The organism is Pseudomonas fildesensis (assembly GCF_001050345.1).
In the GTDB taxonomy this organism is placed as follows: Bacteria; Pseudomonadota; Gammaproteobacteria; order Pseudomonadales; family Pseudomonadaceae; genus Aquipseudomonas; species Aquipseudomonas fildesensis.
Genome location: NZ_LFMW01000008.1, coordinates 89,364 through 113,708 on the forward strand (window position 1 = coordinate 89,364; position 24,345 = coordinate 113,708).

At 61.8% G+C, this 24,345-nt stretch carries 21 protein-coding genes; 9 read left to right on the top strand and 12 right to left on the bottom strand.

Features of this window, described 5'->3' with window-relative positions:
- Positions 1–64: 64 nt before the first annotated feature.
- Both ACR52_RS14195 and ACR52_RS14200 read left to right on the top strand, forming a co-directional pair.
- Entirely contained in the window at positions 65–1,939 is a 1,875-nt protein-coding gene (locus ACR52_RS14195; protein ID WP_048725130.1) for a SurA N-terminal domain-containing protein, read from the top strand.
- A gap of 117 nt (positions 1,940–2,056) precedes the next feature.
- Complete coding sequence (locus ACR52_RS14200; RefSeq protein WP_236692145.1) at positions 2,057–2,581, top strand: GNAT family N-acetyltransferase; 525 nt, start codon at positions 2,057–2,059, stop codon at positions 2,579–2,581.
- Here the strand turns inward: ACR52_RS14200 and ACR52_RS14205 are convergent.
- A complete protein-coding gene (locus ACR52_RS14205) occupies positions 2,528–3,742 on the bottom strand; it encodes an MFS transporter (RefSeq protein ID WP_048725133.1) in 1,215 nt (404 codons plus the stop codon). The two genes, ACR52_RS14200 and ACR52_RS14205, sit on opposite strands and share 54 nt — an antisense overlap.
- A 119-nt stretch (positions 3,743–3,861) precedes the next feature.
- On the opposite strand from ACR52_RS14205, the gene ACR52_RS14210 reads away from it, so the two are divergent.
- Together ACR52_RS14210 and ACR52_RS14215 are read left to right on the top strand one after the other, a co-directional pair.
- Entirely contained in the window at positions 3,862–4,761 is a 900-nt protein-coding gene (locus ACR52_RS14210; RefSeq protein WP_048725228.1) for a LysR family transcriptional regulator, read from the top strand.
- Between the two features lie 89 nt (positions 4,762–4,850).
- Positions 4,851–5,657, top strand: a complete 807-nt coding sequence (locus ACR52_RS14215) for a DUF2242 domain-containing protein (protein WP_048725135.1) — start codon at positions 4,851–4,853, stop codon at positions 5,655–5,657.
- 1 nt (position 5,658) lies between these two features.
- Here ACR52_RS14215 and aceE read toward each other — a convergent pair whose 3' ends face one another.
- Positions 5,659–8,322 (bottom strand): pyruvate dehydrogenase (acetyl-transferring), homodimeric type, encoded by a 2,664-nt coding sequence (aceE, locus tag ACR52_RS14220; protein ID WP_048725137.1) that lies wholly within the window; start codon positions 8,320–8,322, stop codon positions 5,659–5,661.
- A 145-nt stretch (positions 8,323–8,467) separates the two neighbouring features.
- Here aceE and ACR52_RS14225 point away from each other — a divergent pair, with 145 nt between their 5' ends.
- On the top strand, positions 8,468–8,938 hold the full coding sequence (locus tag ACR52_RS14225; protein ID WP_048725139.1) for a MarR family winged helix-turn-helix transcriptional regulator: 471 nt from the start codon (positions 8,468–8,470) through the stop codon (positions 8,936–8,938).
- A gap of 1 nt (position 8,939) precedes the next feature.
- On the opposite strand, the gene ACR52_RS14230 is transcribed toward ACR52_RS14225, so the two are convergent.
- The 3 genes from ACR52_RS14230 to ACR52_RS14240 all read right to left on the bottom strand — a co-directional run bounded on the left by ACR52_RS14230 (position 8,940) and on the right by ACR52_RS14240 (position 12,446).
- Positions 8,940–9,944 (bottom strand): transketolase-like TK C-terminal-containing protein, encoded by a 1,005-nt coding sequence (locus ACR52_RS14230; protein WP_173439251.1) that lies wholly within the window; start codon positions 9,942–9,944, stop codon positions 8,940–8,942.
- A 332-nt stretch (positions 9,945–10,276) separates the two neighbouring features.
- Positions 10,277–11,311: an AraC family transcriptional regulator gene (locus ACR52_RS14235; protein ID WP_048725142.1), complete on the bottom strand. Its 1,035-nt coding sequence runs from the start codon at positions 11,309–11,311 to the stop codon at positions 10,277–10,279.
- 4 nt (positions 11,312–11,315) lie between these two features.
- Positions 11,316–12,446, bottom strand: a complete 1,131-nt coding sequence (locus ACR52_RS14240; protein ID WP_048725144.1) for a carbon-nitrogen hydrolase family protein — start codon at positions 12,444–12,446, stop codon at positions 11,316–11,318.
- Between the two features lie 212 nt (positions 12,447–12,658).
- On the opposite strand from ACR52_RS14240, the gene ACR52_RS14245 reads away from it, so the two are divergent.
- A complete protein-coding gene (locus tag ACR52_RS14245) occupies positions 12,659–14,698 on the top strand; it encodes an NADPH-dependent 2,4-dienoyl-CoA reductase (RefSeq protein WP_048725146.1) in 2,040 nt (679 codons plus the stop codon).
- A 60-nt stretch (positions 14,699–14,758) separates the two neighbouring features.
- Entirely contained in the window at positions 14,759–15,649 is an 891-nt protein-coding gene (locus ACR52_RS14250) for a 1-aminocyclopropane-1-carboxylate deaminase/D-cysteine desulfhydrase (RefSeq protein ID WP_048725147.1), read from the top strand.
- Here the strand turns inward: ACR52_RS14250 and ACR52_RS14255 are convergent.
- The 3 genes from ACR52_RS14255 to ACR52_RS14265 all read right to left on the bottom strand — a co-directional run bounded on the left by ACR52_RS14255 (position 15,646) and on the right by ACR52_RS14265 (position 18,362).
- Complete coding sequence (locus tag ACR52_RS14255) at positions 15,646–16,191, bottom strand: cytochrome b (RefSeq protein WP_048725148.1); 546 nt, start codon at positions 16,189–16,191, stop codon at positions 15,646–15,648. The two genes, ACR52_RS14250 and ACR52_RS14255, sit on opposite strands and share 4 nt — an antisense overlap.
- Positions 16,192–16,304: 113 nt before the next feature.
- Positions 16,305–17,132: a phosphonoacetaldehyde hydrolase gene (phnX, locus tag ACR52_RS14260; protein WP_048725150.1), complete on the bottom strand. Its 828-nt coding sequence runs from the start codon at positions 17,130–17,132 to the stop codon at positions 16,305–16,307.
- A gap of 105 nt (positions 17,133–17,237) precedes the next feature.
- A complete protein-coding gene (locus ACR52_RS14265) occupies positions 17,238–18,362 on the bottom strand; it encodes a 2-aminoethylphosphonate--pyruvate transaminase (RefSeq protein WP_048725153.1) in 1,125 nt (374 codons plus the stop codon).
- A 113-nt stretch (positions 18,363–18,475) separates the two neighbouring features.
- Here ACR52_RS14265 and ACR52_RS14270 point away from each other — a divergent pair, with 113 nt between their 5' ends.
- Together ACR52_RS14270 and ACR52_RS14275 are read left to right on the top strand one after the other, a co-directional pair.
- Positions 18,476–19,336, top strand: a complete 861-nt coding sequence (locus ACR52_RS14270; RefSeq protein ID WP_048725154.1) for a LysR substrate-binding domain-containing protein — start codon at positions 18,476–18,478, stop codon at positions 19,334–19,336.
- A gap of 250 nt (positions 19,337–19,586) precedes the next feature.
- Positions 19,587–20,294, top strand: a complete 708-nt coding sequence (locus ACR52_RS14275) for a YebC/PmpR family DNA-binding transcriptional regulator (RefSeq protein ID WP_048725156.1) — start codon at positions 19,587–19,589, stop codon at positions 20,292–20,294.
- A gap of 90 nt (positions 20,295–20,384) precedes the next feature.
- Here the strand turns inward: ACR52_RS14275 and ACR52_RS14280 are convergent, their stop codons facing one another.
- The 4 genes from ACR52_RS14280 to ACR52_RS14295 form a co-directional block, all read right to left on the bottom strand.
- Complete coding sequence (locus ACR52_RS14280; protein ID WP_048725230.1) at positions 20,385–21,689, bottom strand: leucine-rich repeat-containing protein kinase family protein; 1,305 nt, start codon at positions 21,687–21,689, stop codon at positions 20,385–20,387.
- Between the two features lie 39 nt (positions 21,690–21,728).
- Positions 21,729–22,823, bottom strand: coding sequence for a cell division protein ZapE (zapE, locus tag ACR52_RS14285; RefSeq protein WP_048725159.1), 1,095 nt, complete (start codon positions 22,821–22,823; stop codon positions 21,729–21,731).
- A 225-nt stretch (positions 22,824–23,048) separates the two neighbouring features.
- On the bottom strand, positions 23,049–23,789 hold the full coding sequence (locus ACR52_RS14290) for an anti-sigma factor family protein (protein ID WP_048725161.1): 741 nt from the start codon (positions 23,787–23,789) through the stop codon (positions 23,049–23,051).
- Positions 23,786–24,292 carry an RNA polymerase sigma factor gene (locus ACR52_RS14295; RefSeq protein WP_048725163.1) on the bottom strand — a complete coding sequence of 169 codons (507 nt, stop codon included), beginning with the start codon at positions 24,290–24,292 and terminating at the stop codon, positions 23,786–23,788. Before ACR52_RS14295 ends, ACR52_RS14290 begins: the two co-directional genes overlap by 4 nt.
- Between the last annotated feature and the right edge of the window lie 53 nt (positions 24,293–24,345).

A 24,345-nucleotide genomic window follows, 5' to 3' on the forward strand; every position in this document is an offset into this window, starting at 1 on the left:
ATCCGGACTCTACCCACGCTCCACGGTTGCCAATTTTTGAAGTTCAACCGTTTCTGGGGGACGCATGCTGCAAAATATCAGGGACAATTCACAAGGCTGGATTGCCAAGACCATTATCGGGATCATCGTCGCATTGATGGCGTTCACCGGTATCGAGGCTATTTTTCAGGCTTCGACCAACACCAAGCAGGACGTGGCCAAGGTCAACGGTGAAGAAATCACCCAGACCGAACTAAGCCAGGCCGTCGACATGCAACGTCGCCAGCTGATGCAACAGCTGGGCAAGGATTTCGATGCTTCCTTGCTGGACGAAAAATTGCTGCGCGAAGCTGCTCTCAAGAGCCTGATCGATCGCAAGCTGCTGCTGCAAGGCGCGGCCGATTCCAAGTTTGGCTTCTCCGAAGCTGCACTGGACCAGGTGATCCTGCAGACGCCGGAATTCCAGGTGGAAGGCAAGTTCAACGCCGAACGCTTTGACCAGGTGATCCGTCAGCTGGGCTACAGTCGTATGCAGTTCCGTCAGATGCTGACTCAGGAAATGCTGATCGGCCAGGTTCGCGCAGGTATCGCCGGCAGCGGTTTCGTCACCGACGCCGAGGTGCTGGCATTCGCCCGTCTGGAAAAACAGACCCGCGATTTTGCTACCGTCAACATCAAGGCTGACCCAGCAGCGGTGAAGCTCACCGACGACGAGGTCAAGGCTTACTACGACCAGCACGCCAAAGAGTTCATGACCCCGGACCAGGTGGTCATCGACTATCTGGAGCTGAAGAAGTCGTCCTTCTTCGACCAGGTGGCTGTGAAGGATGATGAGCTGCAGGCGGCTTATCAGAAAGAAACCGCCAACCTCGCCGAACAGCGTCGTGCCGCGCACATCCTGATTGAAGTCAACGATAAGGTCACCGAGGCGCAAGCCAAGGCCAAGATCGAGGAAATCCAGGCACGCCTGGCCAAGGGTGAGAAGTTCGAAGCCCTGGCCAAGGAGTTCTCCCAGGATCCAGGTTCGGCCAACAATGGCGGCGACCTTGGCTTTGCCGGTCCTGGCGTCTACGACCCGGACTTCGAGACCGCGCTGTACGCCTTGAACAAGGACCAGGTTTCGGCGCCGGTGCGCAGCACCTTCGGTTGGCACTTGATCAAGCTGTTGGGCGTTGAAGCACCGCAAGTGCCATCGTTTGCCAGCCTGAAAGACAAGCTGACCCGCGAGCTCAAGACCCAGCAGGTTGAACAGCGCTTTGTCGAAGCGACCAAGCAATTGGAAGATGCGGCATTCGAAGCCTCCGACCTGGCCCAGCCGGCGTCTGACCTGAAGATGACCGTGCAGACTTCCGCGCCGTTTGGCCGTGAAGGTGGCGAAGGTGTTGCGGCCAACCGTGCCGTGGTCACCGCTGCGTTCAGCCCGGAAGTGCTGGATGAGGGTGCCAACAGCACCGCCATTGAGCTGGACCCGGAAACCATCATCGTGCTGCGTGCCAAAGAGCACCTGAAGCCTGCGCAATTGCCGCTGGAACGCGTTGCTGCGGCGATTCGTACGCAGATGTCCAAGGAGCGCGCGAGTGCTGCTGTCAAGACCCACGCTGACGAGTTGATCGCCAGCCTGCGTGATGGCAAGACCGCGCTGAACCAGCCAGTCGCTGGCCAGGCCTGGAAAGTCACTGAAGCGGCTACCCGTAGCCAGGAAGCGATCGAACCGGCCGTGCTGCAAGCCTTGTTCCGCATGCCCAAGCCTGCGGCCAAGGACAAGCCCACCTTCACCACCGTGACCCTCGCGGACGGTAGCCTGGTGATCGTGCGCTTGAACGGCGTCAACGAAGCCGCCGCCCCATCGGACGAAGAAAAGGCGCAATACCGCCGCTACCTCGCTTCCCGTGTGGGTCAGCAGGACTTCGCGGCGTACCGTAAGCAGTTGGAAACCAAGGCTGACATCAAGAAGTTCTGATGTTGGTTTGAATAAAAAGCCCCCGGCCTGAAAAGACCGGGGGCTTTTTTATGTGCGCTAGACTGGTCTGTCTAAGAGCGCGTGAGCTGCGTAACGTTGATAAAAGGAGTTTGATACGTGTTGACTCAAGTTATGGATGGCTTTGCGCTCCGTCGCGCTAGCGTGGCGGATGCTCCGGCAGTGCTGCAGGTGTTTGACGAGGTGATTGCCTGGTTCGTTGGCATGGGTAATCACGACCAATGGGGCACCGAGCCTTGGTCGGCTTCGCCCCGGCGGGTCAAACAGGTGTCTGAAGCCTGCGCGATGCCTGGCGCGTGGGTCTTAGAGGAGGCCGGCGGTCGTATCCGGGCAGCGCTCGTGTTGGGAGAACCCATGCCTTATGTGCCTTCAACGACCGAGCCGGAGGTGTATGTACGATTGTTGATTGCCGCACGTGATGAGCGCTTACGCGGTGTTGGCCGACGCCTGCTGGCGTTTGCCGATGACCGCGCCCGCGCTGCCGAAGTGAGGCGCTTGCGTGTGGACTGCTACGGTGGCGGGACTGGCGATCTGGTGCGTTTTTATGAGTCCTGTGGCTATGAGCGAATCTCAACCTTCGACGTGGAGGGATGGCCGGGCCAGTTGTTGGGGCGCAACCTGTAATGCGCCTGCCAAGGCCAGCAGCATCAATAGCACCACCGCCCATGGAAACGCTGCGACGCCCCAGCCCTGAAGCAACATACCGCCGGCCAACCCGCCGCCCGCGATCCCCAGGTTCCATACGGTAACCAGCATCGATTGTGCGACATCCGCCGACGCCCCCGCCGATTTGGCCAGCGCGGTCTGCAGCAATGCGGGCAGGCCGCCAAATGCCAGGCCCCATAGGGCGACAGCGACATAGATGACGACCGGTAAGTTGGACCAGAACGCCAGCGCCACCGCAATCAGGCCAAACAGTGCACAACTGATCAGCAGCAGGGCGTGCAACCACCGATCAATCAACACACCTGCAAGCCAAATGCTCAGCAACGCCGCCAGGCCAAACACCAGCAACACCTGGTCAATATCGGCGGTGATCCCGGCAGGCCCCAGCAGCGGGGCGATGTAGGTATAGAGAATGTTGTGGGCCAGCACGTAGGTAAAGGTCACCCACAGTACCGGACGAATGCCTGGCAAGTGCAAAACCTGACGCATTCCCAGGCGCTTTCCCGCGTGTTCGCCGGCGAAATCCGGAAGCTGCCAACGTGCCCAGATCAGCAATAACAGCGTCAGCCCAGTCATGATCGCAAAGCTCAGGCGCCAGCCTACGACGGTGCCGAGGAAGGTGCCGGCCGGCACGCCCAGTGACAAGGCCAGTGGTGCGCCCAGCATTGCCACTGCGATCGCTCGGCCTTGCAAGTGCGGTGCAACCATCCGGCTCGCATACCCCGCCAACAGCGCCCAGAGCAGCCCGGCGAAGACCCCGGCAAAAAAACGCGCCACCAGCGTCAGCCCATAGTGACTGGAAAGCGCCGTGACGCTGTTGACCAGCGCAAACCCACCGATGGCGACCAGCAGCAGCGGGCGCCGACGCCAGCTCCTTGTCAACAAGGTCAGCGGAATGGCGGCCAGCAATGAACCGAGGGCGTAAAGGGTCACTAACTGGCCGACCAGTGCAGGCGATACGCCCAGGCCTTCGCCCATCTGCGGCAGCAGCCCGGCCGGCATGGCCTCGGTGAGGATGGTAATAAACCCGGCCGATGCCAGTGCCAGGAGGCCGCCAAGGGGCAACGCTTCACGCTTGGGCAGGGGGGCGGAATCGGTCAGTGAAGGGCTGTTACTCATAGGTCTCTATCCAGGCAAAAGGGCAAGGAAACAGAGTAGGGGGCTGCTGGCGGCGGAAAAACAGGCTAAGGTTCCGAACTTATCGGACACTGATGTCCGCAATCTTCAAGGGTAAGGCCATGGACAGTCTGGGCAGCCTCTCGGTATTTGTGCAGGTCGCCGAGACCCGCAGTTTCACCGCCGCCGGCCGCGCGTTGGGCGTCTCGTCGTCGGCTGTGGGCAAGAGCATTGCCCGCATGGAGGAGCGCCTCGGCGTGCGGCTGTTTCACCGCAGTACGCGCAGCATCACCCTGACCAGTGAAGGTGCGCTGTTCCTTGAGCGTTCACGGCGCATTCTTGCCGAGATCGAAGCCGCCGAGCAGGAGTTGACCGAGGCCAGCGCCATCCCCCGGGGCAAGTTGCGCATCAGTGTGCCGCAGGTGCGTGGCTTGTTGATGCCGGTGCTCAGCGACTTTATGCGTGCCTACCCGGATATCGAGTTGGATGTGGATTTTTCCGACCGTATGGTCGACGTGATCGAGGAGGGTTTCGACGCGGTAATTCGCACCGGCAAGCCGGAAGATTCGCGCCTGATGGCGCGTCATCTGGGGCATTACCAACTGGTACTCGTCGGCACGCCCGGCTATTTCGACCTATACGGCACACCGCAACGGCCGCAGGACCTGAACAATCACGCGTGCCTGCGCCACAAATTCTGCGCCACTGGCAAACTCGAGGCGTGGCCGTTGCGCCATGTGCCCGGTGCAGTAGAACCGACCTTGCGTACACCGCTGGTCAGCACCACCATCGAATCCCTCAACTATGTAGTGCTCGAGGGCTTGGGCATCGCCTGTCTACCGGACTATATGGTCAACGAATTCGTACGGCAGGGGCGCTTGCAGCGAGTACTGGACGACTACCTTGAACACCGCGGCAGTTTCTGGATGCTGTGGCCAGCAAGTCGCCATGCCTCGGCCAAATTACGCGTGTTTATCGACCATATGTGTGCCGGGCTTTTTCCTGCAGGCGCCGCTGTGTAGGCCTGTGACGTTTTACCGACAGGAATGCGCGCGCCAAGGCCTCGTTCTGTTGCACAATACCGCCCTGACTGTTTTCCTCAGGATTTTCGATGTCGACATCATTTCACTTGCGTAGCCTAGGGTTGGCGCTGGTGCTGGCGGGCGCCGCGGGCTGCTCGTCACCCAAGACCGCTATTTATGAACATGAGAGTTTCGACGACTCCGGTACGTTTTCCCGTGATTACCCGGTGAGTGACGTGGCCGCATGCGAAGCCGCCCGGCGTGCACTGTTGAGCCAGGGTTACATCATCACCAGCAGCGATCCCAAGCTGGTGGTCGGTAACAAGAGTTTCCAGCAGACCGGCGAGACCCATCTGCAAATCAGTTTCAACGTGGTGTGTGCCGATGATGGCAGCGCGGAGCATCACTCGACGATGTTCGCCAACGCCTTGCAGGATCGCTACGCGCTGAAGAAGGTCAACAACTCCGCCAGCCTTGGCGTGGGTGTGTTGGGTTCGGTATCGATGCCGATCGGCTCCACCGATGACTCGATGGTCAAGGTGGCCAGTGAGACGGTGTCTGCGCCCAAGTTCTACGACCGCTACTTCGCGCTGGTCGATGTCTTCCTGCCGCAAGAGGTGAAGAAGGCGGCGCATATCCCCGAGAAGCCCAAGGCTGACCTGGGTATGCCGGAACCCAAGGCCGCTCCTGTGGCCGAGAAGGTAGAAGCACCCAAGGACGTACCGGTTGCGCCAGCCGCTTCGGAACCGCTTGCACCGCCACCGGAGGCGGCGCCGATCGCCCCGCAGGCAGAGCCGGCACCGACGCCCGCGCCTGAACCCGTGCCGGCAGCAACCAACCCGGACCTGCCCGCGCCGACAGAGGCGATTCCACCCCTGCCGACGCCTGCGCAGTAAGTCAGACCGCTACGGGATTGGTCTTGTCGACATTGATCCCGTAGCGCTTGATTGCCTCACTGACTTTATCGCGGCCAATCACCCCCTCATCGGCCAGCGCCTTCAACGCCGCCAGCACGATGAAATGCCGGTCAACCTCGAAGAACTCGCGCAGGGCTTCCCGGGTATCCGATTGCCCGAAGCCATCCGTGCCGAGCGCGACAAAGCGCCGTCCCGCTGACACAAATGGACGGATCTGGTCGGCAAACATTTTCATGTAATCGGTGGCCACCACGACAGGCCCTGTTTTCCCGTCCAGGCATTGCTCCACGTAACTCGTACGAGGCTCGATCTGCGGATGCAGCAGGTTCCAGCGCTCCACCGCGTGACCCTCACGGCGCAACTCGGTCAGGCTGGTCACACTCCATACATCGCTTTGCACAGCGAAATCCTTGTCGAGCAGTTCGGCGGCGGCAATCACTTCCCGCAGGATCGAACCACTGCCCATCAATTGCACCTGAGCTTGTTTGTGGGCACGTAGCAGATACATGCCCTTGAGAATCCCACTCTCCACGCCTTCGGGCATTGCTGGGTGTGGGTAGTTCTCGTTGAGCAAGGTTATGTAGTAGTAAATGTCCTCCTGTTCGACGTACATGCGTCGCATGCCCTCGCGAATGATCACCGCCAGCTCGTAGGCAAAGGTCGGGTCGTAGGACACGCAGCACGGGATCACCGACGACAGGATATGGCTGTGGCCATCGTCATGCTGCAAACCTTCGCCCATCAAGGTAGTACGCCCGGCCGTGGCGCCCAGCAGGAAGCCGCGTGCTCGCGCATCGCCGGCGGCCCAGGCCAGGTCGCCGACACGCTGGAAGCCGAACATTGAATAGAAAATGTAGAAGGGTACGGTCATCAGGCCGTGGTTGCTGTAGGACGTACTTGCCGCGATCCATGAAGAAATGGCGCCGGATTCATTCAGGCCTTCCTGCATGATCTGTCCGTCTTTGCTCTCTTTGTAGTAGCTCAGTTGTCCGGCGTCCTGCGGGGTGTAGAGCTGGCCGACAGCGGAGTGGATGCCGATCTGACGGAATAGGCTTTCCATGCCGAAGGTGCGAGATTCATCCGGCACGATGGGTACGATCAGCTTGCCCAGGTGCGGGTCCTTGAGCAGCGTGCCGAGGATGCGCACGAAGGCCATTGTGGTGGAGATCGCGCGCTCGCCGGTGTCTTTGAGTTGGGTGGCGAAAGCGCTCAGGTCGGGGATCGGCAGCGCGTCGACGGCGGTGTGGCGCGCGGGCACATAGCCGCCCAGCGCTTTGCGCCGTGCACTGAAGTAGCGGGCCTCATCGCTGTCGGCGGCAGGTTTGAGGTAAGGGATTTCTGCCAACTGGTCGTCGGCTACTTCAAGGCCGAATCGGTCGCGAAAGGCTTTTACGGCGTCGGCGCCCATCTTTTTCAGCTGATGGTTGATGTTCTGCCCTTCGCCGGCTTCGCCCATACCAAAACCTTTGACGGTCTTCGCCAGGATCACGGTGGGTTGGCTACTGTGGCGCACGGCCGCGGCATAGGCGTTGTAGACTTTGTCGGGGTCATGGCCGCCACGTGAGAGTTTCCAGATGTCGTCGTCGGACATGTCCGCGACCAGCGCCAGCAACTCCGGGTATTTGCCGAAAAAGTGTTCGCGTACGTAGGCGCCGTTCTGCGACTTGTAGTTCTGATAGTCGCCGTCCACGCATTCCATCATGCGTTGGCGCAGCAGGCCGCTCTTGTCCTTCTCCAGCAGCACATCCCAGCCACTGCCCCAGATCACCTTGATCACGTTCCAACCGGCGGCGCGGTAGAGGCTTTCGAACTCCTGAATCACCTTGGCATTGCCGCGCACCGGACCGTCCAGGCGTTGCAGATTGCAGTTGACCACGAAGATCAGGTTGTCGAGTTTTTCGCGCCCGGCTAAGGAGATGGCGGCCAGGGATTCCGGCTGATCCATTTCGCCATCACCGAGAAACGCCCAGACTTTGCGGCCCTGGTGCTGCTTGAGGTTGCGGAACTCCAAGTACCGCATAAAGCGCGCCTGGTAGGCCGCAGTGATCGGTCCGAGCCCCATGGACACCGTGGGGAATTGCCAGAAGTCCGGCATCAGGCGCGGGTGAGGGTAGGACGACAAACCCGCGCCACCGGCCTCGCGACGGAAGTTGTCCAACTGCGCTTCGCTGATTCGGCCTTCGAGGTAAGCACGGCCGTAGATGCCAGGGGAGGAGTGACCCTGGATATACACCAGGTCGCCATCGAAGGTGTCGGTACGGCCACGGAAAAAGTGATCGAAGCCTACGTCGTACAGCACGGCGGCCGATGCGTACGTCGCAATATGCCCACCGACGCCGGAGTGCTTACCGGCACGCAGCACCATGGCCATGGCGTTCCAGCGAATAAACGCATTGGTGCGCTGCTCGATCGCCAGGTTGCCGGGGTAGGGCAGTTGGCGGTCCACCGGGATGGTATTGACGTAGGGCGTGGTCACCCGCCCGTAGAAGTCACCATGGCGCGCTACGTCGAAATCCAGCAACTGATCAATCAGGTAATGGGCACGCGGGCGGCCTTCGGCGGACAGCACCGATTCGATGGACTCCAGCCATTCGCGCGTTTCCTGTGGATCGTCGTCCAGTCTTACTGCGTTATTCGGGGTCATGTGAGGCTCCAGGATAGGCGGATTTCAAGCGGCATGCCCATTTTGGGAGCTGCTTCAATGTAGTTGCAATTGCAACGATATGCCGGAATCTAGCGCGGGATGAGCTACAATTGCAACCTTCTTGAAATCCTCCGGATGGTGTTGCATGTCGTCGAATGAGCCTGATGTCTGGTTCCGTTTTGTCAGAGCCCACAGGACGGTCATCCGTGAAATCGAGCGCCGGCTGGCCGAAGCTGGCTTGCCGCCTTACGCCTGGTATGACGCGCTGTGGGGCCTTGAAAGCGGCCCTGAAGGCACCCGTCGCATGCACGAACTGGCGGATGTGCTGGCAATCGAGCGTTACAACCTGACGCGCTTGGTGGACCGCCTGGAGAAGGATGGCCTGGTCATGCGTTCGCGCTCGGATGGCGATGGCCGTGCGGCGTTTGCCTCGATCACGGATGCCGGTCGGGTTCTGCGAAAAAAGATGTGGCAGATCTACGAGAGCACTGTGGATGAACTATTCCTGTCGCATATCGAGCCCGAGCAGCGTCGTGCGTTTGCCGACGCATTGGAGCGCACTGCAGGGCTCGCGATGGACGCGGGTGTGCGGGTGCGAGGGCGACGCAAAGGGTGATTCATGTCAGGTGATAGCGATGAAGGGCATTTTCCACCTGCTGTGCATCGATGTGTCCTTCATCTGCCAAAGCCTTCAGCGACAACACCGCAATCCAATAGCGATTAGGCGCTGACGGCTGCACTGAGCCCGCCCCCAGCGCGACAAACTGCGCGTCCACATAGGCCGCTAACTGATCGGCAATCGGTTGCGGGTACCCGGTGATGGCAATCACCGGCGCCATGTTTCCCGCCAGACAATCGCGCAAGTGGCAACTGCGTCGGGGTGCTAAAGGATGGAGCCGATTCCAGCGTTCAGCGGCCTCAGCCTCGCGGGCCAAGCGCGTATAGCTGGGGCAGCTCCACACTTGCGCCGTCACATTCCAATCCTGTTTAAGTAATTGCGCAGCCTGCACCACCTCTTCCAAGACCCGGCCCGCGCCGAGCAATCGCACCTGCCCCAGGTGATCGCACCTTATCGGGTACATGCCGTTGAGTGCATCCTCGCGGTCCTGCGTATTCAAGGGCACCGTGCTTTCATGGTGATGCAGCGCCAGGTAATAGAACCCAGGCTTGTCTTCGACATACAGCGTGCGCAACGCCGCCAGCATAATTGCTCGGGCTTCGTCACCCGAGGCCGGGTCGTACGGGGTGCAGCGCGGGTTGGATGCCAGCCACAGCGGCAGGGAAGGCTGTGTGCCCTTGGGCCAGGGAGATGGCTGATTCTCGATGTCGTTGCACAGGATGCCCCTTTGCATCGTCTGATCCGACAGTGCACTCAACTGCGCCGACGACACCGCACGGTGCAGGCACAGCAGGGGCTTTTCCCTAGTATTTCGTGCGAACCAGGCGGGCCAGCCGTCCGGGCGGCGGGACCTTGACTGGGCTCGAATAACCCAGGCCTGCCCGCTGAACTCCAAGGTATTGGCCATGGTCATGATGGTGTCCAGCGGAGAGCTGCCCGAGTGCCTGACGGTGTTCAACGCATCGATGCAGAGCTGTGCGGAGTGCGCGGTAGTGGCAATCATCATTCGAGTCCCTTGGCGACGAATGCCCATACCCTAAGGGAAATAGATATGTAATTGCAATTGCAATTATTGCAATAGCGCCTCAGATCGTCGCGCTAAATCTACACAACGCTGCTACGTTTAATCTGCAAGTGCAGGAACGTCATGACGCCGACTTTTTTTCGTCATCACGGCACTTTAGGCTGGCTGTGCAGGTCATTTATTTGCAGCCGCTTTTAACTCAAGAGGGAGTCAACCATGGACGATTACCAGGAAGAACTGCTGGAGTACCAGGCCTTTGAATGGGACCCGCTGGACCCGGCCGACGATGCAACAGAGCTGTAAGACCGACTTCAGGCGGAATGCCGCTGACTGCGGCGAAATTCCCCTGGGGTCTGGTTATTCCATCGCCTGAACGCCCGTTGAAAGGCTTGGGCTGAGGCAAAACCGAGCAAGTAGGCGATCTCGCCGAACGCCAGTTCCGTATCGCGAATGTAGGTCATGGCCAGGTCGCGGCGTGTGTCGTTGAGAATCGCCCGGAATTGGGTGCCTTCTTCGGCGAGTTTGCGGCGCAGGGTCCAGGTAGGCAGCTTCAAGCGTGCCGCCACTTCTTCCAGGTCGGGTTCCCGGCCGCCATTGAGCATCGGCCCAAGCAACCGGGTAATGCGCTCGCGCAGGCTGCGGGTGCGGGTCAACTGCTCCAATTCCCGTTCACACAGCTGCAATAACAATTGCCAGGTACTCGGGCAATGCTGCGGATTGCGCAGGGCCAGGGTGGGTTGGCTCAGGCGCAGTTGATTGGCCTCGGCGCCGAAGTGCACCGGGCTGTCGCCCAACAGGCTGTACTGCTCGCTGTAATCCGGTGCGTCAAATTCGATTTCAACCCGCTGTGCCTGCACCGTTTGCTGGGCCAGGCTAGACAGTTGGTGCAGCCAGCCCGCGATGATCGAGTCCACCACAAAGCGGTTGTAGGCGTTGTAGGGACTGATGGAATAGAAACGCAGCCAGGCGCCTTCGGCGTCTTCATGAAAGCTCGATTGCCCGCGATAGTTGGAGCCGTACAGCGCTTCGAAGCGGGTGAGTGCGCGCGCCGCCTCGCGCACGTTAGGCGCCTGGGCGGCAGTTACGCCGGCCAGCCCCGCCTGGCTCAAGCGGCTGAGTTGGCCCATGCGCAGGCCCAGGCCCGGGTCGCCGGTGAGCTGGATAGCCGCATGGCCCAGGCGCATATAACGCGGGATCGACAAGCGTGCGCCGGCTTCGGCGAGGCGCGCCGGGTCGAGGCCGTATTGCAGCAGCAGCGGTTGTGGGTCCAGGCCGTGGCTGTGGATCGCGTCAGCCAGGGTATGCACGAAGCCTACCGACAGATCCCCAAGGCGCACCGGCTTCACGGCGTTACAGCCAGATATTCAGCAGGCGGGCGCCACGGGCATCGCCGTCGGCAAACACTTGGCCATTGCTGCTGAGAAAGCTTTGACCGGCGCTGCCCAGGTCCCAGAATTGCCCGCGCAGAAACACGCTCATGCCCGCCGTGGCGTGGCTGATGGGCTGTTGGCTGATCAAGGTGAGGCGGCGCCAGGCTTCGCCCTCGCTGAGTTCTTCGGGCTTGAGGCTGATTTCCGTCGGGGTCGACACACTTTTAAACCCGCGCCATGGGCGTTCCCAGGTATCGCGACCGATCACAAAGGCCGGCACCGCGATCAGCTGGGCGCCTTGCTCGTTGAGTTTGCGGTAGTTGTCCGGGTACCAGCTGTCGCTGCCGATCAGGACGCCCAGGCGCCCGGCCGGGGTGTCGACCACGCTGACGATGTTTTCATCACCGGGTTCGATAAAACCGCGCTCGTCGTAGATCGGGTAGAGCTGGCGCTGCGGCTGGCCGATGGGCAAGCCGTCGGCAGCAAACACCAGGCTGGCGTTGTACAGCGCGCCATGGCCGACCTGCAGTTGGCTTTGGCTGACACTCGGGTTGGGCAGGGCGATGGAACCGGCCACCAACGTGACGCCAAACTCTTTGGCCAGGCCGCCGAACAGCACCTGATAGTCGCGTGCCATGGCTGGGGCCTTCATGCGCAGGTAGGCGTCGTCCATGCGGTTTTCGCCGGTAGCGCTGACCCAGGCTTTCGCAAACTGCAGTGGGTTACTGAGCGACAGCCAATTCATCGCTTCCTTGAGATGGGGTGCCTGGTACAGCTCGTTTTTCTCGCCAAGCAGCATCAGCCAGGTGCCGATGTGTTCCGGCAACACGACGATGGTCTTGTCGTTGATCAGGCCCTGCTCGCGGGCCTTTTGCAGGTACGCGGCGAGCTTGAGGTGCAGGCGTTCCAGGCTCTGGTAATCGGCGGGGAACAGTTCCGGCTGGATGCCCAGCAGGTTGCCGCGATCAGCCGGCTGGCCCTCGTTGACGGCCAGGGTGATGCGCAGGTCGGACAGGTAATGCGCCACAGGGCGCTCCTGGGTCCAGACCAGATACGCGGCGACGGCGGCAACCAGGGCCATGGTGACGGTTAAAGCTAGAAGTTTACGCATGGGAAAACAGACAACGGACCGGGTGTTGGGTTCGCCGACTAGGGTAGGGCCCATGGGCCGGCTTGCCAAGGGGCGCTGTGCATTTGGATCAATAACTTGTCAGTTTCGGTCATTGAGCGGTAGTCGATCGCCTCTTAGTCTGTGGGACATAAACCGATGGCAGGCCATTCGAGCCTTCCACGTCCCGTGATGATCCGTTGTGGAGCTGTACCATGACCGCTGCTGCCTACCCGCACCTGCTGGCCCCGTTGGACCTGGGTTTTACCACCTTGCGCAACCGTACCCTGATGGGCTCGATGCACACTGGCCTGGAAGAAAAGCCCGGCGGCTTCGAGCGCATGGCCGCCTATTTCGCCGAGCGCGCCCGTGGTGGCGTCGGCCTGATGGTCACCGGCGGCATTGGTCCGAATGACGAGGGCGGGGTGTATGCCGGCGCGGCCAAGCTGACCACCGACGAAGAAGCGCAGAAGCACAAGATCGTCACGCAAGCCGTGCACGAGGCGGGCGGCAAGATCTGCATGCAGATCCTCCACGCGGGCCGTTATGCCTACAGCCCCAAGCAGGTTGCGCCGAGTGCCATCCAGGCGCCGATCAACCCGTTCAAGCCCAAGGAGCTGGATGAAGAGGGCATCGAAAAGCAGATCCAGGATTTCGTCACCTGCTCGCTGCTGGCCCAGGTTGCCGAGTACGACGGCGTCGAGATCATGGGTTCCGAAGGCTACTTCATTAACCAGTTCCTCGCCGCCCACACCAACCACCGCACCGACCGTTGGGGCGGTAGCTACGAAAATCGCATGCGCCTCGCAGTGGAAATCGTGCGCCGCGTGCGCGAAGCCGTGGGCCTGAATTTCATCATTATCTTCCGCCTGTCGATGCTCGACCTGGTGGAAGGCGGCAGCACCTGGGAAGAAATCGTGCAGTTGGCCAAGGCGATCGAGCAGGCCGGTGCGACCATTATCAACACCGGGATCGGCTGGCATGAAGCACGTATCCCGACCATTGCGACCAAGGTGCCGCGTGGCGCGTTCAGCAAAGTCACCGCCAAATTGCGCGGTTCGGTGCAGATCCCGCTGATCACCACCAACCGTATCAATACCCCCGAGATTGCCGAGCAAATCCTCGCCGAAGGTGACGCCGACATGGTGTCGATGGCGCGGCCGTTCCTGGCTGACCCGGAGTTCGTCAACAAGGCCGCCGCTGGCCGCGCCGATGAAATCAACACCTGCATCGGCTGCAACCAGGCCTGCCTGGACCACACCTTTGGCGGCAAGTTGACCACCTGCCTGGTCAACCCGCGCGCGTGTTATGAAACCGAGCTCAATTATTTGCCGGTCAAGCAGATCAAGAAAATCGCCGTGGTGGGTGCCGGTCCTGCGGGCCTGGCCGCTGCCACGGTGGCCGCCGAACGCGGCCATCAAGTGACGTTGTTCGATTCCGCCAGCGAGATCGGCGGCCAGTTCAATATCGCCAAGCGTGTGCCGGGCAAGGAAGAGTTTTTCGAAACCCTGCGCTACTTCAAGCGTAAATTGCAGACCACCCACGTCGAGCTGTGCCTGAACACCCGTGTCGATGTCGCGCAACTGGTGGCGGGCGGTTATGACGAGATCATCCTGGCCACCGGCATTGCGCCGCGTACCCCGGCGATCCCGGGTGTCGAGAACGCCAAGGTGCTGAGCTACCTGGACGTGATCCTCGAGCGCAAGCCGGTGGGCAAGCGCGTGGCGGTGATCGGTGCTGGCGGTATCGGTTTCGACGTGTCGGAGTTCCTCGTGCACCAGGGCGTGTCCACGAGCCTCGACCGCGAAGCGTTCTGGAAAGAGTGGGGCATCGACACCCAGCTGCAAGCGCGTGGCGGCGTGGCGGGCATCAAGGCGCAACCCCATGCGCCAGCACGCGACGTATTCCTGCTGCAGCGCAAGGCTTCCAAGGTGGGCGACGGCCTGGGCAAGACCACGGGCTGGATCCACCGTACCGGGTTGAAGAACAAGCAGGTGCAAATGCTTAACAGCGTTGAGTACCTGAAGATCGACGATGAAGGCCTGCATATCCGCATCGGCGCCGAGGGCGAGCCCCAGGTGCTGGCGGTGGACAACATTGTCATCTGCGCCGGCCAGGACCCGTTGCGCGAATTGCAGGACGGCCTGGTCGCGGCGGGCCAGAACGTGCACCTGATCGGCGGCGCCGATGTGGCGGCCGAGCTGGACGCCAAGCGCGCCATCAACCAGGGCTCGCGCCTCGCGGCCGAGCTGTAAGGCGGCAAGCGGGGCGGTGTTAGACTACCGCCCCGTTTTTCATGTAGATATCGCTTCCTGATGGGTCCTTTCGACTGGCTTCCCCACGCACCGCTTGAATCCTTACAGCTCGATTGGCTGAACGGGGTCGAGTTGGCCGTGCTGCGCCTGGACCGCATCGACCCGCTGATCAGCGGCAACAAGTGGTTCAAGCTCACCGAGCATCTGGCCCTCGCACAAGCAGCCGGTGCCAGCGGGATCATCAGCCTCGGTGGGGCGCACTCCAACCATCTGCACGCGCTGGCGGCGGCCGGGAAACGCTTTGGTTTCCCTACCGTTGGCCTGCTGCGTGGCCATCCCCAAGACACCCCCACCGTTCTCGACCTGAAAGCCTTCGGCATGCAACTGCATTGGCTGGGCTACGGTGGTTATCGCGCGCGGCATGACGTGGGTTTTTGGTTACCCTGGCGCGAGCAATATCCGCATTTGTACCCAGTGCCCGAGGGCGGCGGTGGAATTGCTGGTGCATTGGGGTGTGGGGTCTTGGTCGAACAAGCGCGGGCGCAACTGAGCAGCGTGGGCTGGGCCGATTACGATGCATGGTGGCTGGCGGCGGGGACTGGCACCACGCTGGCCGGGTTGGCGCTGGCCGAGGCTGGCGCACATCCGGTGTACGGCGCGACGGCCGTGCCGGATGATCACGGCGTAGCGCAGAACGTGCGCGCGCTGGTGCAGGACGGTTATGAACTGCTGGACGCAAGCCGGGGTGGCTTCGCCAGGGTTGACCCGTTACTGCTCGAATTTATCGAGGCAACTGAACAGGCCAGCAGCGTGCTGCTGGAGCCGCTCTACACCGGCAAGGCGCTGCTGGCGTTGAAGCAGCAGGTTGAAGCCGGGCGATTTGCACCCGGCACTCGCCTGATCTTCGTGCACACCGGCGGCCTGCAAGGCCGCCGAGGGTTTGCGACCTAGCGCTTGGGCATCATGCGCAACACGGTGTTATCGCGCATAAAGTAGTGGTGGTATAGACCGGCGACGGCATGCAGGCCGATCAACCAATAGCCAATCGTGCCCCCCAACTCATGCCACTCCTTGATCTGTTTGGACAGGTCCTTGTTTTCGCCGATCAAGGGCGGCAACTCGATCCCGTAGAACATCACGGAATGCCCTTGGGTACTGACAATCAGCCAGCCGGCAATCGGCATGCCGATCATGAACACGTACAGCGCCACATGCATCAGGGTCGCCAGCAAGGACTGCCATTGCGGCGGCGCCGGTACAATTTTAGGCGCCACCCCCAGCGAGCGAGCGAACAGGCGCAGCCACACCAGCACAAACACGGTGAGGCCGAACATGAAGTGCATTTCCACGATCAACGTGCGCCCGCCACTGCCTTTGGGGAAGATCCCGCGAAACTCAATACAGGCGTAAACCACCGCTAGCAGCACCAGCATCAACCAGTGCAATGCAATCGACATAGTGCTGTAACGTGAATCGGAATTTTTCCACGGCATCGCTCGGTTCCTCACTCATCAGGGCAAACCTCCGTTCTTTGGCGACGAAGTCCTTTTACTGTAAGCCTGTTTTGCGGGGTTTGCCCGGCACGATGCCCTTATGTTGACCTCGATCAGTTGCCTTGCGGCATTTCACCACGCACCAGGCGCTGGTTGATGTCGGCGATGACCGCTGGCAGGTCGGTAAGGGTGTCGATCAGGTAGTGCGGGCGCGAACTGTCGAACATCGCCTCGATACGCTTGCGCTCGCGGCCCAGAGTGGCGCTGTCTAGGGCACGGAACTGTTCGTAGGTCAGGCCAAGCGCGTTGCCGGAGCAGGTCAGGGCCACGGTCCACATGCCTGCGCGGCGGCCTTCGAGGATGCCCGGTACGGTGTCGTCGACCTTCACGCACGCTGCTACATCGTCAATACCCAGCGCGATCACGTTGGCCAGGGCCTGGGCCGGCCATGGGCGGCCGTTGGGCACTTCGTCGGTGGCGACCACATGGTCGGCGACGTAGCCGTTGGTGGCGGCCAGCGCGACGACCTTGTCCATCACCTGCTTGGGGTAGCCGGAGCAGGAGCCGATCTTGATGCCTTGTTCACGCAGTTGGGCAATGGTCTCGAGGGCGCCAGGGATCAGTGCCGAGTGCTCGGCGATTTTCTCGATTTGCAGGGGCATGAAGCGCTGGTAGATGGCGGTCACGTCCGCATCGGTCGGCGTGCGGCCGAAAGCCTTGCGGTAGCGCTCGGCGACTTGCGGTTGATTGCAGAGGGTGCGGATATGGTCCCACTTGCCCATGCCCATCGGTCCACGGGCTTCTTCGATGGAGACTTGCACGTCGAACTCGGCGAAGGCCTCGACAAAGATCTGCGTGGGCGCAAACGAGCCGAAGTCGACCACGGTGCCGGCCCAGTCGAGGATGACGGCCTGGAGGGTGTTGGGGTTTTGATAGTTCATGGTTCAGATCCTGTGGGTAATGGAAGTTGTAGCGAGGGGGACGCCTAGTCCACGATCGCGAAAAACCAGAGGGCGCTGCTGTAAACCAGGTACCCCGCGTTATCGTTAACGTCCTTCGCGAGCAAGCTCGCTCCTACCCATCTCTTGCAGCGCCTGCGCGATCGCTGCCACGGCCGCTCGCATGTCGGCCGCATTGACGTGCCCGATGCAGCCCACGCGAAACGTCTCCACCTGGGTCAATTTGCCGGGATACAGAATGAAACCCTTGGCCTTGACCCGTTCGTAGAACTCCTTGAATGGGTAGCGCGGGTCTTTCGGGGCGTGGAAGGTGACGATGATAGGGGCCTGGATCGCCGCCGGCAGAAAGCTGCGCAAGCCCAGTTCGGCCATGCCGTGGAGCAGTGCCTGGCAGTTGTTGGCATAGCGTTGATGGCGTGCGGGCAGGCCGCCTTCTTCGTGGTATTGCAGCAGCGCTTCGTGCAGTGCAGCGACCACGTGGGTGGGCGGTGTGAAGCGCCATTGGCCGGTCTTGGCCATATAGCTGTGCTGGTCGAACAGGTCCATCGCCAGGGAATGGCAATTACCTTGGGCGGCGGCCAGCGCGTGTTTTTCCGCGAAGACAAACCCCATGCCCGGCACGCCTTCGAGGCACTTGCCCGACGCGGCGATCAGGGCGTCGAACGGCACTTCACGGGCGTCGATCGGCAGCGCGCCGAAGGAGCTCATGGCATCGATGATCAGCCGCTTGCCATGGCGTTTGACCACTTGGGCGATCTCCTGCAGCGGGTTGAGAATGCCGGTGCTGGTTTCGCAGTGGATCAACGCGACATGGGTGATGGCGTGGTCGGCGTGCAGCAGGCGGTCGACGTCGGCGGCGGTGGTGGGTTCGTCTTCGGCGGTTTCAAAAGTGCTGAACTCGCGGCCGATGACTTCGCAGATCTTCGCCAGGCGCTTGCCGTAGGCGCCGTTGATCAGCACCAGCACCTTGCCGTCGCGTGGTACCAAGGTGCCGATGGCGGCCTCGACAGCGAACGTGCCGCTGCCTTGCAACGGCACGCAATGGTGGCTGTCGGTGCCGTTGAGGATTGCCAGCAATTGCTCGCAAACGCTGGCAGTGAGTTGGTTGAAACGGTCATCCCATGAACCCCAATCCACCATCATTGCCTGACGGGTGCGGGCAGAGGTGGTGAGGGGGCCAGGGGTCAGCAGGATCGGCGCGGCAGTGGTCATCTCAAGTCCTCGCAAGGCATCGGGGGTTGAAGCTACGGCGCTTAAATTGCAGTTTGGCTTGTTATCAATCAAATTGTTTGTTGTTATGCGAGCTATCAGTGAGGCCGATAGCAATGAATCTATTCCAACTGCGCGCATTCGATGCCGTGGCCCGTGAGGGCAGCTTTACCCGTGCAGCCGCGCGGCTGTTCATCAGCCAGCCGGCGGTGACCGGGCATATCAAGGCCCTGGAAGAGCACTACCAAATCCCGCTGCTGCGCCGCACCGCACGGCGGGTGGAGTTGACCGAAGAGGGCGCGCGCCTCGCGGCGATCACCCGGGCAATCTTCGGCCTGGTGGACGAGGCGCAGACGATGCTGGAAGCCAATCGGCAGTTGCTCACCGGGCGTCTGGAAGTGGCGGCGGATGGCCCGCACCTGGTCATGCCGATGATCGCCAGCCTGCGCGCGCGTTACCCCGGCATCACCGTGAACCTGCGGTTGGGCAACGCTCAGGAGACTCTGGCGGCGCTGTTGTCCGAGCACGCGGACGTGGCGGTGCTCACCGAGGTTGAGCCGCGTAATGGGCTGCATCTGCAAGCCTTGGGCGAGTCGCGCATTTGCGCGCTGGTGCCGGCCGGGCATCCGTGGGCCGCGAAGCCCAAGGGCATCCGTCTGGAGGAACTGAACGAGGTGATCATGGTGCTGCGCGAGCCCAGTTCCATCACCCGCCGCACCTTCGATGACGCGTGCCTCGCAGTGGGTGTGCAGCCCAAGGTGCTGCTGGAACTGGACAGCCGTGAAGCGGTGACCGAAGCGGTCGCGGCTGAGTTGGGCGTCGGCGTGGTGTCGTCGATGGAGGTCAGCCAGGACCCAAGGGTGCAGGCGGTTCCGATCCAGGGCGACGGGCTGGTGAACCGGCATCTGCTCGGTTGCATGGAGCGGCGCCGGTCACTGCGTTTGATTCAGGCTTTCTTCGAGCTGGCGCCGGGCTGAGGGCCGTCGCGCACGATGTCCATAAACGTTGCCACCACCGCTTCACGCGTGGCTTCGCGGCCTTCCACTTGGAGCGCCGTAGCCCAAGAGGGTGATTTTGTGCCAAACCGCGGTGTGACGATTAAACCCATGCGTACTTGAGGGGATTGGCCGGTTTTTGGTGGATCAGCGCCTTTTTGCGCTATAAACTCTGCCCCCAATGCGCCGGCCAGTAGACGTCTCGGCGCGATGGACGAATAGAGAGTGAGTCATGGGCGCACAGTGGAAAGTCAAACATAAAGAAGCGGCATCCAATGCCAAGGGCAAGATATTCGGCAAGCTGGTGAAAGAAATCACCATCGCCGCCCGCAACGGCGCCGACACCGCGACCAACGCTCACCTGCGTCTGGTGGTGGAGCAGGCCAAAAAGGCCTCGATGCCCAAGGAAACCCTGGATCGCGCGATCAAGAAAGGTGCCGGTCTGCTCGGTGAAACCGTGCAGTACCACCGCGTGACCTACGAAGGGTTTGCACCGCATCAGGTGCCGTTGATCGTCGAGTGCGTTACCGACAATATCAACCGCACTGTGGCGGAAATCCGTGTGGCGTTCCGCAAGGGCCAACTCGGCGCTTCCGGCTCCGTGGCCTGGGACTTCAACCACGTCGGCCTGATCGAAGCCTCGCCGGAAACCCCGGACGCTGATCCGGAAATGGCTGCCATTGAAGCGGGCGCCCAGGATTTTGAAGACGGCGAAGAAGAAGGCACCACCCTGTTCATCACCGAAACCACCGACCTGGACGCCGTGCAAAAAGCCTTGCCGGAGCAGGGCTTCACCGTGCTGTCGGCCAAGCTGGGTTATATCGCGAAGAACCCGGTCAGCGGTTTGAGCGATGAGCAGATGGCGGAAGTCGAAGCCTTTTTGGAAGGTTTGGACAACCATGACGACGTGCAGGATATGTTCGTCGGTTTGGCGGGCTGATTCACCTCCTGGCGGGCTAACTCCCCTTGTAGGGGGCCGGCTTGCCGACGATGGCGTCCTCGAGATCGCCATCGCCGCCAAACCGGGCGCCTACAGCGGTTGTAGCGTGGCTTCTATTTCGCTGAAGCCTGGTCGGGCGAGCACTTCGGGTTGGCAGCAACGTTCGTGCAACCCTTCCAGCGCCTGACGCTTGTCTTCGCTTAACTCCCCGTCAACCCGCTCCAGCAACTCCCCCAACAATACCCCGAACGCCCGCACTTCAATGCGCTGCAATGCCTTGGTTTCCAAGGTGTCCGCCGTGGCATGGAACGACGCCGCGCCGAAATCCCCGAGCAAACAGTCGCCCGCTGCATTCCACAGAATATTGTGGCCGTACAGGTCGCCGTGGGTGATGCCGTGCCGGTGCAGGTGTGCGGCCACCGAGGCGATGCCGCGTGCCATGCGCAGGGCCACCTCAGCGCTGAAGCGGGTGGCGGGGTGATAGACGTCACGGGAGCAGGACGCCAGGCTCGGCAGGCCTGCGAGGTTGCGGTAGCTCGGGGCGATCAGGTCCATCACCAGTGCGGCCTGGTCGTCGGGGTGGCCTACCACGCGGCCTTCCACTTTGATCAGGTTGGGGTGCAGCCCGGCGGCGATGCAGGCTTGCATTTCGTGCAACGGCGAGCCGTCGCTGGTAATCGTGCCTTTATACAGTTTGACCGCGACGGCCTTCGCCGAGGGCTTCCACACTGCCTTGCGAATAACGCCGGAAGCGCCTTCGCCCAGTACCTCGGCCAGTTCCAGTTGCGCCCAGGGAATATCCGGCGTGGCGTCGTCAGCCGCGACGTCCACCGCCATTTCCACGGGATTGCCGGCATAGGCCAGCCAGGTCAGGCTTGGCAGCGCCAATAGCCATTGCGGCAGGTGCGTCAGGCGGTTGGAGGCGATGCGGATCAGCTCCAGGTTTTTGCACTGGGCCAGGCTTTCCGGCAAGTGCGCCAGCTGGTTGCCGGCCAGCATCAGTTTTTGCAGCAGCGGCCGCTCGCCCAAGGCGTCGGGCAACTGGCTGATGCAGTTGTCGGTGAGGATCAGCCAGCGCAACAGCGGCGGCAACGCGGCAGCGGGGACGTGGCTGATCTGGTTGGCCTTGAAGCCGATCATGCTCAGCTTGGCGCACTGGCCCAGGCATTCGGGCAGTTCGGTGAAGGCGTTGTCCGAGCAGAACAGCACGCGCAGGTGCGCCAAGCGATGCAGGTCATCCGGCAGGCTGCGCAGGGCGTTGCCGCTGAGGTTGAGAATCTCGAGGGAGTCGGCCAGTTCGAAGATTTCCCGGGGGAATTCGGTCAGCCCGCAGGACAGGTCCAGGCGCGTGATGCCGGCCAATTGGCCAGCCTTGAGTTGGGCGAGGGTATTCATGAACGGCGCGGTCACTCGGCAAGGGGGCGTAAAAGGCGCTCATGATACCGGGTCGCGCAAGCGTTGCGGGCTGACTGCCTGCAATTGGTTCAGCCGGCTGGCGGTGCGGGCCAGGTCGATGGCCTGGCCTGACAGGGATTCGGCCAGGGGCTGTTCGCCGACCAGGACCAGGTGTTTGTCCCGGTCGTAGAGCACGTCCACCAGGTTGATGAAGCGTTGTTGCACCGCAATCGGGCAATCCGCCAGGTGCGGCAGCCCATCGATGATCCAGTGGTCGAAGTCCTCGCACAGCAGCAGGTAATCCATCACCGCCGTGAGCTGTTCGCACAGATCATTGAACGTGAAGGCGATGCGACGCGCCTCACAGTGACGGCATGTCAACTGCCGGGTGCCGACGCTCAGGGCTTGCGCCGGGCAATCTGCGGCAGGCAGCCCGAGGGCTGCGCGTTGCGCCGCCGTGCCTGGCCACACGTACTGCCCAGCCGTAAAGCGCTGTTCGGCATGGGCCTGGGGCAGGCTGCGAAAGTCCTGGGGCGAGCTGACTTCCAGCACCTCCATGCGCGCGGCGATCAGGTCGATCACTGGCTTGAAGCGCTCGTGGTACAGCGGGTTGGGCAAGAGTCCTTCAGGCGGGTAGTTGGACGTCACCAGCACCAGCACGCCCCGAGCAAACAATGCCCTGAACAGCCGATTGATCAGCATGGCATCGCCAATATCGTGGACGTGGAACTCGTCGAAACACAGCACGCGGCAGCCCGCCAGCAGCTCATCAAGGGTGACGGCCAAGGCGTCGTCATGCTCACGGTGCTCGAACATGCCCCGATGCAGGCGGGCGAAAAAATCATGGAAATGCACACGCTGCTTCTCGGCAATCGGCAACGCCTGGAAAAACCCATCAAGCAGCCAGCTTTTGCCGCGCCCCACCGGGCCGTGCAGGTACAGGCTGCGAGTGGGTTCGTCGGCCAGCAGATGTGCGGTTTCGCGCGCCATAGCGGCAATCGCCTGCGCCTGGCCTGTGCTGAGGGTATAGCCCCGCTGCTCGGCCTTGTGCTGAAAGAACATCGGGATGGAGGCGTCGACGCGGGTGCCGGGGGGTTTACCGAACAGGCGTCGGATCAGGGAAAGCACGGCCAATGCGAGTCACTCTGTAGTGCGGTGGTCGCTTACTTTAGAGGCCCGACCACGTTTTGACCAATCGAGAAGGGCGCCGCCAGATATCTCGAAAAGGCATGGGGTGTAGACATTACCCAAGCGGTCAGCAGGCGGCGCTGGTTTGGGATGGCCTGGTGTATCTGGAAAACCTGGCGCCCCCTGCAACGCCGGGACCTATACCAGTAACGGGCTGCTCGACGTTGGGTTCTAGAACTTCAACATCTGCGTGGTCGGCTGGCCCACCGGGCTGACCATCGCATAGTTGTAGCCGGCCCCGGACCAGTACTCGGCCTGCAGCCCGTCGGCGGTGCGGCTGCCACGGGGCAGGAAGTTGTTTTGCGGTCCCGGTGGGCGAATGTAGAAGCTGATCTTGCGACCTTGCGAGTCCTCATACACCACCATGGCCGCCGCACCTTGATCGGTGGTGAGCAGGCGACCACTGACCGGTTGGAAGCCCGATTGGCTCATGTCGGGCAGGCGATGGGCCTGGTTGAAGTAGCGGTCGAGCCAGGCTTGCATCGTGCCGTTGCCCTGGACGCTGTAGTCCGCGGGCATGATGCCGTCCTGGGCAAACAGACGGTAGGCCTGCATGGCGTCGGTCATGGGCTGTATCGCCGCATACTCGGTGGCTTCACGGGCCTGCCAGCCGCCCAGGCCGCCGACGCTGACGGCGATCAACAGCAGCGCCGCCGTGGCCAGGTGGCGCCGCGACTGGCGCTTGAGGCGCTGGCGAATCAGGGCTGGGTCCAGGTCCGGGTTGGCCGGTTGTTGCAGGGCGCCACTCAACGACGCGCGCAACAACTGTGCATCCTGCTGCCAGGCGTGGACCTGGGCCGCCACGTCAGGGTGGGCGGCCAACCAGGTTTCAAGCACGCGACGATCACTCTCCAGCAGTTGGTGGTCGATGTAGGCATGCAAATCGCGTTCGCTGGGGGGCAGGCTGATCATTTGAGTATCCGCATGGAAGGGCTGGTGATTTCGCCATCGCTAAGTTGGCGCAAGGCTTGGCGTGCACGGGACAGGCGCGACATCACGGTGCCAATGGGCACGTCGAGGATCTCGGCGACCGCCTTGTAGCTCAAGCCTTCGACCGACACCCACAGCAGCAGCGCGCGTTGTTCGGTGTTGAGTTGATCGAAGGCTTGCAGGGTCGACTGGGCGATCACGGTACGTTCTACCGACGGCTGCGCATCATCGCGCCCGGTAAAAAATTCGAGCATGCGCGCGTAGCGACGGGAGCTGCGGTGGGCATCGAGGAACTGCCGGTAGAGGATCGAGAACAGCCAGGCGCGCAGGTCGCCTTCGACGCGTTTGTCGGCCCAGCTGATGATCGCTCGTTCCAGCGTCGACTGCACCAGGTCATCGGCGCTGCTGGCGTTACGGGTCAGGGACACGGCAAAACGCCGCAGCCTGGGGATGATTTCACGTAACTGCTCATCGAGTTCATGCATGGGATTCTGGCGGGTCACTACGCTGGGACTAGAGAGACGTCCGGCGTTGAAGA

Excerpts from the sequence above, each read along its gene's own strand:
- ACR52_RS14195 (WP_048725130.1), top strand. The coding sequence starts at position 65 with ATGCTGCAAAATATCAGGGACAATTCACAAGGCTGGATTGCCAAGACC.
- ACR52_RS14205 (WP_048725133.1), bottom strand. The coding sequence starts at position 3,742 with ATGAGTAACAGCCCTTCACTGACCGATTCCGCCCCCCTGCCCAAGCGT.
- ACR52_RS14210 (WP_048725228.1), top strand. The coding sequence starts at position 3,862 with ATGGACAGTCTGGGCAGCCTCTCGGTATTTGTGCAGGTCGCCGAGACC.
- ACR52_RS14215 (WP_048725135.1), top strand. The coding sequence starts at position 4,851 with ATGTCGACATCATTTCACTTGCGTAGCCTAGGGTTGGCGCTGGTGCTG.
- aceE (WP_048725137.1), bottom strand. The coding sequence starts at position 8,322 with ATGACCCCGAATAACGCAGTAAGACTGGACGACGATCCACAGGAAACG.
- ACR52_RS14225 (WP_048725139.1), top strand. The coding sequence starts at position 8,468 with ATGTCGTCGAATGAGCCTGATGTCTGGTTCCGTTTTGTCAGAGCCCAC.
- ACR52_RS14230 (WP_173439251.1), bottom strand. The coding sequence starts at position 9,944 with ATGATTGCCACTACCGCGCACTCCGCACAGCTCTGCATCGATGCGTTG.
- ACR52_RS14240 (WP_048725144.1), bottom strand. The coding sequence starts at position 12,446 with ATGCGTAAACTTCTAGCTTTAACCGTCACCATGGCCCTGGTTGCCGCC.
- ACR52_RS14245 (WP_048725146.1), top strand. The coding sequence starts at position 12,659 with ATGACCGCTGCTGCCTACCCGCACCTGCTGGCCCCGTTGGACCTGGGT.
- ACR52_RS14250 (WP_048725147.1), top strand. The coding sequence starts at position 14,759 with ATGGGTCCTTTCGACTGGCTTCCCCACGCACCGCTTGAATCCTTACAG.
- ACR52_RS14255 (WP_048725148.1), bottom strand. The coding sequence starts at position 16,191 with ATGCCGTGGAAAAATTCCGATTCACGTTACAGCACTATGTCGATTGCA.
- phnX (WP_048725150.1), bottom strand. The coding sequence starts at position 17,132 with ATGAACTATCAAAACCCCAACACCCTCCAGGCCGTCATCCTCGACTGG.
- ACR52_RS14265 (WP_048725153.1), bottom strand. The coding sequence starts at position 18,362 with ATGACCACTGCCGCGCCGATCCTGCTGACCCCTGGCCCCCTCACCACC.
- ACR52_RS14270 (WP_048725154.1), top strand. The coding sequence starts at position 18,476 with ATGAATCTATTCCAACTGCGCGCATTCGATGCCGTGGCCCGTGAGGGC.
- ACR52_RS14275 (WP_048725156.1), top strand. The coding sequence starts at position 19,587 with ATGGGCGCACAGTGGAAAGTCAAACATAAAGAAGCGGCATCCAATGCC.
- ACR52_RS14280 (WP_048725230.1), bottom strand. The coding sequence starts at position 21,689 with ATGAATACCCTCGCCCAACTCAAGGCTGGCCAATTGGCCGGCATCACG.
- ACR52_RS14290 (WP_048725161.1), bottom strand. The coding sequence starts at position 23,789 with ATGATCAGCCTGCCCCCCAGCGAACGCGATTTGCATGCCTACATCGAC.
- ACR52_RS14295 (WP_048725163.1), bottom strand. The coding sequence starts at position 24,292 with ATGCATGAACTCGATGAGCAGTTACGTGAAATCATCCCCAGGCTGCGG.